Annotated in this window: 10 protein-coding genes and 2 pseudogenes; 4 read left to right on the forward strand and 8 right to left on the reverse strand. The window is 39.5% G+C overall.

Annotation, left to right across the window (positions count from 1 at the left end):
• Positions 1-125: 125 nt before the first annotated feature.
• Together OCV70_RS18560 and OCV70_RS18565 are read left to right on the forward strand one after the other, a co-directional pair.
• Positions 126-461, forward strand: coding sequence for a hypothetical protein (locus OCV70_RS18560; RefSeq protein WP_021924903.1), 336 nt, complete (start codon positions 126-128; stop codon positions 459-461).
• A 21-nt stretch (positions 462-482) separates the two neighbouring features.
• Positions 483-1229: a hypothetical protein gene (locus OCV70_RS18565; protein ID WP_021924902.1), complete on the forward strand. Its 747-nt coding sequence runs from the start codon at positions 483-485 to the stop codon at positions 1227-1229.
• Between the two features lie 247 nt (positions 1230-1476).
• On the opposite strand, the gene OCV70_RS18570 is transcribed toward OCV70_RS18565, so the two are convergent.
• From OCV70_RS18570 to OCV70_RS18600, 7 genes and pseudogenes are all read right to left on the reverse strand, one after another.
• Entirely contained in the window at positions 1477-1884 is a 408-nt protein-coding gene (locus OCV70_RS18570; protein WP_021924901.1) for a PIN domain-containing protein, read from the reverse strand.
• Positions 1868-2110, reverse strand: coding sequence for a type II toxin-antitoxin system Phd/YefM family antitoxin (locus tag OCV70_RS18575; RefSeq protein ID WP_021924900.1), 243 nt, complete (start codon positions 2108-2110; stop codon positions 1868-1870). Before OCV70_RS18575 ends, OCV70_RS18570 begins: the two co-directional genes overlap by 17 nt.
• Before the next feature lie 296 nt (positions 2111-2406).
• A complete protein-coding gene (locus OCV70_RS18580; RefSeq protein ID WP_173768538.1) occupies positions 2407-3483 on the reverse strand; it encodes a M42 family metallopeptidase in 1077 nt (358 codons plus the stop codon).
• Between the two features lie 111 nt (positions 3484-3594).
• Positions 3595-3963 (reverse strand): annotated as a pseudogene (locus OCV70_RS18585) (sugar transferase); the annotation flags it as partial.
• A gap of 45 nt (positions 3964-4008) precedes the next feature.
• Positions 4009-5232, reverse strand: a complete 1224-nt coding sequence (locus tag OCV70_RS18590) for a hypothetical protein (RefSeq protein WP_195587374.1) — start codon at positions 5230-5232, stop codon at positions 4009-4011.
• On the reverse strand, positions 5219-6733 hold the full coding sequence (locus OCV70_RS18595) for a VanZ family protein (RefSeq protein ID WP_021925293.1): 1515 nt from the start codon (positions 6731-6733) through the stop codon (positions 5219-5221). Before OCV70_RS18595 ends, OCV70_RS18590 begins: the two co-directional genes overlap by 14 nt.
• Positions 6734-6856: 123 nt before the next feature.
• Positions 6857-7225, reverse strand: coding sequence for a hypothetical protein (locus OCV70_RS18600; protein WP_021925294.1), 369 nt, complete (start codon positions 7223-7225; stop codon positions 6857-6859).
• 151 nt (positions 7226-7376) lie between these two features.
• Between OCV70_RS18600 and tnpA the strand changes: the two genes are divergently transcribed.
• Positions 7377-7601, forward strand: a complete 225-nt coding sequence (gene tnpA / locus OCV70_RS18605; RefSeq protein WP_243280748.1) for an IS66 family insertion sequence element accessory protein TnpA — start codon at positions 7377-7379, stop codon at positions 7599-7601.
• A 168-nt stretch (positions 7602-7769) separates the two neighbouring features.
• Here the strand turns inward: tnpA and OCV70_RS18610 are convergent, their stop codons facing one another.
• Entirely contained in the window at positions 7770-8138 is a 369-nt protein-coding gene (locus tag OCV70_RS18610; protein ID WP_207743297.1) for a hypothetical protein, read from the reverse strand.
• Positions 8139-9058: 920 nt separating this feature from the next.
• On the opposite strand from OCV70_RS18610, the pseudogene OCV70_RS18615 reads away from it, so the two are divergent.
• Positions 9059-9437: pseudogene (locus OCV70_RS18615) on the forward strand (hypothetical protein); the annotation flags it as partial.

Here is a 9437-nt window from a genome sequence, read left to right on the forward strand (position 1 = left end):
TACCGCTTTGAGCAGAAAACGCATACCGCTAAATCAGAATGGATGTACCGCTAATTTCAGAATAGGCGTACCGTTCGGGCAGAATTTGCAATAATGGAACGTTTAAAACTTCCGGAACTACGGCATTGCAGCTTTTTTCTTCAGATGGAAGTTATGTAGCAGATGTAAGTCTTGATGAAGAGGGAGATCTTTTTATTTATCCAGTTCAGGAAGGATATGGAAATATCTATCCAGAAGCCGCCTTTTTAAGAGAATCTGACTCAATTGCTTATGAAGCACAAACAGCGGGTGATGATTATGTGGAAAACAGTGACCCGGGAGATGGTGATTACTCGGGAAATCCCTATTACTGGTATGATGGAGAAGGAAATGTAATGTATTTTGATGGTGTGGAAGACTTTTACATTGGACCGGATAATGTGTTTTACATTGATGAGGAAGGAAACTTATGTGAATATTAAAAGTTGAGGAGGGAAGCTGGGATGAAAAGAACTAAAATGTTACCCTTCATTCTGACAGGGGTATTTCTGTTACAGACAACAGTGCCTGTCGCTGCCTCCGAACCGTTGACGGAGGAAGAAAGCCTGATTGCAAAGCTTAATGAAGAGGCTACTTTGGAACTTTTGTTTTTTGGAAAAAGCATCTGGAATGACGAAGAGGAATACGAAAACTTAAAGGATATTATTTCAGAAATGCTGCTGGAATTTATGGTTTCTGAAGGAGCAGCAGATGAAGAAATGCAGTCGGATGAGATAAAAGATCTGATTGATTACGCTTATGAAATCGGAATCTCCTCAGATGTATTTAGTATAGTTGCGGATGGCATAGGTGTGGATTCCCAACGCTACCGGGATGCCGTGCAAAAGGTTTTTCGCAGCCAGGCCCTGAAAAATCTGGATGAAGAGTTCCTTCTTCTGGAAGCCGGCGGTATTTCGGAACTTACATTAATGTATAAGGATGGATGGTACGGAGAAAGGACGGATGACAGCAGAATTGCCCTGGCTTCCTCAATCCTGAATGTTCTGGAAGGAATGGGGCAGGAAAAGAAAGGCTATAATGGAAATACATTGGCGCAGGCAATCAATGACCGGTATGATGAGGATGCAGGAGACAGCGTGTTATATCTGGCACTGGACGTTTTGCAGGAATCGGATTTCTATACTACCATGATCAGTGGAGTTATGGCTTGTCTTGTGGATATAGAATATGATCCGATACAGATGGAATAAGATATTTCCAAAATAGTAAAACCTGTTGTGGTCTGTCCTGTAACCTGGGAGTTCCTTACCGAGGTCTGATTCCAATACTGCTATGTTTCAGGAGGCAACTATTTTTAGTTGCCTTCTGAAATATTTTTTTGGAAAAATGCCACTGTCCCTGTCCCCTGGTAACTTCTTGTTGGGCTTCGGTTCGCTGGTGTTCGGCAGATAAAGCCGGGATGTATCTCTACACCTCGGCTTCAGCGGTATCCAAATTTTAGATTCTTGCCAGAAGTTCAGTCGGCGTAAACGCCATCACTCTACTCTGGGTGAAATCTTTCAGATTTCTTGTGATGATATAGTCAGCGTGGATAGATTCTGCCGTTGCACTTTGAACAGCATCCTCGAAATCCTTCCACTTCATATTCACAGCTCTTTCCAGAACTGCAGGACTGAAATCTGCAAATTCAAAAATCAGATTCAGCTTGCGGAACACTTCCTCAATCTGCTCCGGTGTCAGCTGCTTTCTCATGACATACATCATATTGGCATAAGTCAATGTTGAAATGTAGCCCTTTGCGTGTTCTGTCTCGCAGAGCTTCCAAATCATCGAAGAATCCTTGACAAATCCTGGCCGATTCAGAAGAACATCCAACACAATATTGGTATCAATCAACAGAACCATACTTTGCCCTCATGCTTTCTGCCTTGACCTCATCCAAGTCATAGTCTTCCTTCAAAATTCCAGTAAGGGAATCTGTCAGATAAGACACAGTGGCATCTTTCGGAATAAACCGACCGACCTCCCGTCCATTCTTTGTCACGATGATTTCCTGTCCGGACATCACAAGATTCAGATACCTTCCGAAATTGTTCTGCATTTCGGTTGCAGTTGCGGTTGCAGTAATCATATCATCGCCTCCTTATTTTAGCTAATTTTATTATACTTCAAATTAGCTATTTTATCAACCTGTCCGCAATAATTATTTCAGAAACACATCGGATACTCTGCCAATTTCCTTAATTTCCAGCCTGAAATAGCCCTAAACGCATCTTAGGCTGGAAATTTACATTTTATTGTCACCTTGAATCTGTGCTTCAGTCATACACATATCATGTTCTTTCGCAAAGTTAAGGTAGCAGAACCATTTCAACGAAGATAAAAAAATGGATTTTACTTATTATATGCAGAACATATTATCTGTTTTTAGAAACTCATAATCTGCTCTTCGTCAAGTCTTTTGAGAATTTCACATGCCAGCTTAACAGCGTTATCAAAATCGGCATAAGCTGAAATTCCGTAATGTGTATGTGCATAGCGAACCGGAACTCCGATAACGATAACCGGAACCGCTTTTTCAGTCAGATGTATAGCTGCACCATTGGTTGAACCGGCACTGCGAACTGCATCCTGAACCGGGATACCAAGTTTTTCTGCCAAATCCAGCGCATATCTTTGATAATGGGGATTGGTAATCATACGGGCATCCATGTGACGCAGCATCGGTCCACGCTTGATAGCTGTCTGAACCATATACTCTTCAACGCAGGTATCATCTGCCGGGCATCCCTCAAAAACAATTGCGATATCCGGCTTAATTACCTGTGCCGTCACAGTGGCACCGCGTACACCAACTTCTTCCTGTGCTGCACAAGCACCAACAATATCCACATTCAGATCCTGACCAGCCAGGTTATGCATAGTCTTAAGAATCGCTGCACATCCCAAACGACAATCAAAGCTCTTGCCCACCATCAGATCTGTGGTTTCAGAATATGTAAATGTCACATCCGGCACTACTGGTTCACCGATACGAACACCGAACTTTTCAATTGCCTCTTCTTTCGAAACAGCGCCAACATCTACCGTGATATCTTTCATATCCAAAGGAGCCTTACGCTCCTGTTCTGTCATGAAATGCGGAGGCTTGCTGGCAGTAAGCCCCGGAATATATTCTCCGAATCGGTTGCGAACCCAGACTTTATGTGCTGGAATATTGTGGTTAACCCAACCTCCAAGCTGAATAATGCGAAGTGTTCCATTCGGGCAGATTGCCTGCACCATAAAACCAACCTCGTCACTATGTGCGTCGAGCTGAACAACCGGACGCTTGCCATTATTTTCTTTACGGCGGATATACAGGTTGCGCATGTGATCTTCTGTAATTTCTCCAAGTCCTTCTGCATAAGGACGGATCGCTGCTACCACTTCATCCTCGAAACCGGATGTACCGTTTGCATTTGAAATTGCTGCTATCATTTCCAACGTCGTTTTTTTATCCATTCTAACACCTCTTTATAAAAGTTTTACTTTCTTGAACTCTTCCTTGAAATCAACAATATAGTTTGCTGTGGTCTCAAGCATTTCCTTGCCCCACTATCCCTGTCCCCACCATCACTTTTTGGCAGTGATCTGCCCTTCTTCCACTCCTTCTGTACTTTCCGGCATAAACAGGATCTTCACAGTGGCAAACATAATCAGCAAATCCTCCAGCAGGCTTGGATGGCTTATGTACATCAGGTCCATAAGAAGCTTATCATAGGGAGTGGTATTGTATTTCCCATAAACCTGTGCATATCCTGTAAGCCCTGCTTTCGCCTGCAGGCGAAGCCGGAACTCCGGCATTTCTTCCTCATACTCAGCCGCAATAGATGGACGCTCCGGTCTTGGTCCCACCAACGTCATATCTTCCTTCAGCACATTAAATTCCTTTCCATCCTTGGTCAGACGAGTCTGTGCATAAAAAACAGGTCCTCTGTCATAGGATCTCCCCTAATGCTCTCGACACCAAATATATATTGTTATTAGTTATTCTTTAAACTCCTGTTGAAACATTTTTGATATCTCTTCTCCAGATATAGATTCCATATCTGGTTCGATCCCTACTTGTTCTAATTCCTTGTTAGTAATTCGTGCGTTAACAACTGGCGATTTTTTTAAAAAACTTTCAACAGAATAACAAGTTAACATTAAAATTATAGTGGTAAATGTTATTACACAAAATGCAACTAAAACTCTATTATTTTGCCCTATTTCTCCAAAAACTCCTGCAAAATATCCTATCGCAATAAATGTAATCGCAGCCTTATTTAAATATCCTTCTCGAAAAGTATTTACAAATTCATTCTCATTATAATTTAACTCTCCAGTATCCCCATTTCTAAGAATCATTCCAGTTCCCGAAAATCTCTTTATGATTTCTAAACGCTTTGTAGATAAGGTAAATAATAACAAGATCATTGCACCAGCCACCTGGAAACTAATTGAAAAAATATAGACTAAAACTTCGGTATTTTCTAATCCTATATATGTTTTATTTTGTGAATCAGTTTCCGCACTGTTAGGTAAATTTGAGATGAGCTTTGTATTTTCTATCAAACTTTCTACCGTTATCTCTTTGTGATTATTAAAATCTAAGCAATAACCCAAGTCAGTAAATCTATCCTGCAATCCAAAAATATTGATTGCTTGCTGCTCATCAATCATTTCCACACCACTTATATCTGTAAGATAATACAGATTTTGCTCATCACCTAATAAGTCCATGTAGGTAATATTAAGGCAAGATTCTTGTTGCATTACAATTGTCTCTTTTTCATGTGCTTCATTATACTCCAAGAGTTCTTTCCTTAAGCTTTGCATTTTAGATGCATTATTCATACTTCTTCTTGTTTCTATAATACCTATATTATTCCCACTTGTATTACCTACAAAATAGTAATATGCTGCAGGAACATCCGCTTCAAAGCAATTATTTTCCTCATCTATATAAGTGCATTTCAAATAAGTTACAATCTTCGAACGATAATTGTTTAATCGTCCCTCTAAATTCATAATTTCAATTACAGAATTTTCAATTATGTATGATGTCTCATTTATTTCATTATACTCTTGAATTTGAACATTAGGAAGCAAACTATTTTTGCTAATCTGCGCTTGCAATTCGCATACCGCATATGCTTTCCACGCAACAAAAACACTCATCATACTTATCATTATTGTCAACACAACATCCCATTTAATTCTCTTCATATGCTTTTTTACCGGTGCTGACCCTGCTACCTACGTGTCCAATAAAAATACCACTGTCCCTGTCCCGGGTGGCTCTTCCCGGTGGCTCTTCCCGGTGGCTCTTCACCCACGTCCAAGCTACCAATACACCAATCCATCCTCCCATTGTATTACCAAACACATCATCGAACTCCGCGATACCAAGTCCTGTAATATACTGGGTCAATTCAATCGCCACAGAAATTACAAAAGGAATCAGCAACACCCACTTCTTCTGGAATATCCTGTACAGTCCTGTCCCCAATGGAACAAAAAGCCAAATGTTATTGATCACGCCTACCCTGATGGACTGCTCCTTCAAGAAATTTCCAGCATAAGAAAACAATACAAAATTCGTTCTCGCATTCCCTGTCTCCCGGAACATCAGTGTTTCATAAAGAATAAATTCTACATAAGCACATGTCAAAAGAATACTCCATCCTTTCGGCAGCACCAACATTACAAAGCAGAGCACACATCCGAATACTACCACCATAAATGGAAATCCGTTCAGTATATTATCCACACACAGCATAACGTTACCGTTTTTATCCATCAGTAGTGTGGTCTTCCCATTATGCCTGATTCCGTACTGCCCCTTTGAAAGAGCCACAGGATTTCCAGCATTATCAAAATACATATCGATATCAACCGTACCGTCACGATAGTAGGTGTATTTCCGGATAGCGTATCCTGCACTGTTCGTTACAGCATTCCCGTCTGCATCAGCATACATGATCTGACTGATTCTGCCATTTTCATCCCGTTCATACAACTGTCCGTATTCGCCAAATGAAGATTTTGTTGGATTTCCTTGTTCGTCAAAGTAAAACTCTCCTGTTATAGTTCCAGCTGCATCACGCTTGTACTCTTTTATTGCATACCCAGATGAACAGAGTACTGGTTGACCATTCTTGTCAAGATAAGTGCCCCTGTTATTCCAGCCGTTGTTATCATAATCCCAGTGCATTCCATAGTATCCAGCGTACTGAGTGGGCTGCATATCCAAATCATAATAATAATCATCTATAGCTCGTCCATCATCGTCTAAAGTTCTTACTATGATGGAATATGTAGTCAACGGCATCTCATTTCCCTGTGAATCCAGATACTTAATAATTACTTCGTGATCACGATATTCATACTTTACTCCATAATAACTATCATACAATTTTACTGGATTCCCATCGGCATCAAAATATCGTTCTTCTATTGTCTTCCCTTCGCTATTCCTGACTGCCTTTCTTACGGCATATCCTCTGTCAATCGCAAAGGTCGTTTTTTCTTCTGCATTTACAAATGTATATGTTGTTATACTGCTATCTGTTGTTGAATCTTTTTCTGTTTTTTCCTCAAGCTTCAATTCTGCTGAAGTAAGGCCGGCATCGTGATTCTTACCACTATCAGGCCAAATAGCTATAATTGAAATGAAAGTAAAAAGCACAAGAAAAATAAATATAAAACATTGCGTCGTATTCTTCAAAACATCTTACCTTATATTAAATCACAGTGACAGTAATTAAGCCACATACCCAATAAAAGTACCACTATCCCTGTCCCCTTCGTCTTTTAGCCTTACTGGAGCCAGCCCCCATTTTGCTTTGATTCACGAAGCCAAAGCATTTTCAGCATTAACAGAATAGCCAATTTTGCATGTTTCACTGATTAAAGTCTCACCACTTGCATCTGTCACGATACAGCAATACAGTCTTCCATTAAAAATACTATTCATAATTGTACTGAAGCTGTTTTTCTTTCCCATTGCAGAACTCATATTGTTCCAGTTCTTTCCTCCATCTACAGAGTACTGCCACTGGTATGTCAGTCCGCTTCCGCTGGCTTCAACTTTTAATGTGATTGTATCTCCATCCTCTGCCTCTATTTTACTCTCGGGCTGAGCTGTTATTGCAAAGCTAACCGGATAACTGATCAAACAGCTTTCACTTGTTAAAACATCTCCATTTATATCTGTCACAATACAACGGTACAATCTTCCATTAAAGTAAGCGCTTAAGTCTTGGGTAGCTTTACTGTCTACGTTTTTAAACTCATAATGATAGTAAATAGATTTTTACTACACTCCGCTTGATAGGAGATAGAAATTTACTACATTTGGAGGTTTCATTATGAGTAAGAAACGTGCTCCAAGGCGTTCCCTGGACGAATGGATGGAACTGGTAACTGAATGCAGACAAAGCGGCCTGACAGATGCTGCATGGTGTAATGAGCATGGGATATCTCCCAGCTGTTTTTACAATGCAGTTACCCGTCTCCGCAAAAAAGCCTGTCAGATACCGGATCCAGTTGGAAAGCCAGCACTCTTGATCTTACATCCCATAAACAGGATGTAGTCCGGATTGCTATAGAACCGGAGTCTTCTCCGGCAGGACTGATCCCAGATAATGGGAACAGTCCTATGCACCTTGACAATTCACATACGATTGAAATCGAAGCAGAAGGATTGCTTATACTGTTTTTGCAATCATTATTTATCTTACGTTTTCAATTTAATAAAAATTTCAGAGTATTTTTATTTTCTGCTTACAAAGTTTATCATTTTTTACCGGGGTCTGACCCCAATGTGAAACACTCTTCGAAAACATCCGATCTGTTAAATCTATAAAGCTGTTTGTATCTATTATACCCGTTTTTCTTTTTACTTTAAACGCAATAAAATAATGCTTCTTTGAAGCTACCAATTTATTTAAGTCTCTGTAATTAAATAATAAATATCTGGAAATCGCCAATGTTCCTTCAACACCATTTCCAAATAATATATGGACTGTCCCATGATCTTTACTTTTGAAATCTTCTTTTGACAATTTCACTATTATTGCATAACGTTCATCTTTTTTACAACAAATGACTGACTGCTTGCTTCTCCCCAACAGAACCCCACTTTATCCTCTGATAATATAAAATTTTTTAGCGGAATCTTATTTGGATTAAATTCAAACTTTTCGCGAGTTGCATATATTTTAAATGATGGAAAAAACTGTTGAAATAAGTCATACGTATAACTATTCGCTAATAAGCCTCCAATACAAAATACATTATATCTAGCTATAGACTCAGTATAGGTATCTTCATATATTACTGATTTTTGATGAGAAGATAATCCCGTCGCATGAATCAAATCAATTATATTACCTGTATATTTAAAAAAATTGCATAATCAATTAGAAGATACTGCAATGTGTCCTATTGTAGATATACAGGCAGCGACTAATATAATAGTACATTCTTTTTTTTCTAATGACAAACATTTCCTAATTGATCTTTTCGTACAGTACGGTATCACTTTACTAACCACCCAACCACCAACAGCTCCTATTATTGTGCCCACGCCAGTTAGTATTTCAAAATAATCTCCAAAAAAGTCCAACGTCCTACACCTCCTTTCTCTCATTTTTACTGGGATCTAGCCCCTTCATAGATAGCATGGAAGTTGAATGGCAATATGATGAGTTGTCCTTAGAAATATACCTTTCGCACTGCTCCAAATACAAGTACTCCTATAATTAGAAGCAGGACAATATTCGCTGTCAGAAGATAATAGAAGAAAGCATCTCTCTTGGAACTTTCATCCATCTCTGATTTTCCCACAATAAATTTTCTATCATATCTAAGGTCAATGCTAGCAATATAGTGTCAACTTAAGCCAGTTATATTGGCTCATCTGTTCCTTGAAAACTAAATAGTAAAAATATACAATTTTATGCAACAAATATCAGCACTATGTACACTTGACAAAGTGGCCAAAATTTGCGGCGAAGCCTTTTGAATATACACTTTCAGGAGGTATGCTATGAATTATTCTGATTTAATCACCCTTATTTTGACACAACTGCGAACCCACGTTAATTCAGATCAGTTTCTTGAGCAGTTCCGACGCTCAAAAGCATTTGTAAGACACCGCAAGCTTACATTAAAGCAGGTAGTTGCCTATCTTATCTATTTAAAAAAGCGCTCAATGGATATTGAATTGTCCGCACTTCAACGGCAGATTCCTGACATCCAGTTTCCTGATGTTTCACGACAGGCAGTCTCCAAAGCCAGGCGCGGCATCCTGCCAGATCTTTTCAAGGAACTTTTTGATGAACTGATTATTCCGGGGCTCTCTGAGCCACCTGTCCGGACTTTGAGAGCCACTATTCCGGGAAATGAGAGCCAGTTAAAATTTCTGA

It is taken from the genome of Blautia acetigignens (assembly GCF_025566865.1).
Taxonomy (GTDB): domain Bacteria; phylum Bacillota; class Clostridia; order Lachnospirales; family Lachnospiraceae; genus Blautia_A; species Blautia_A acetigignens.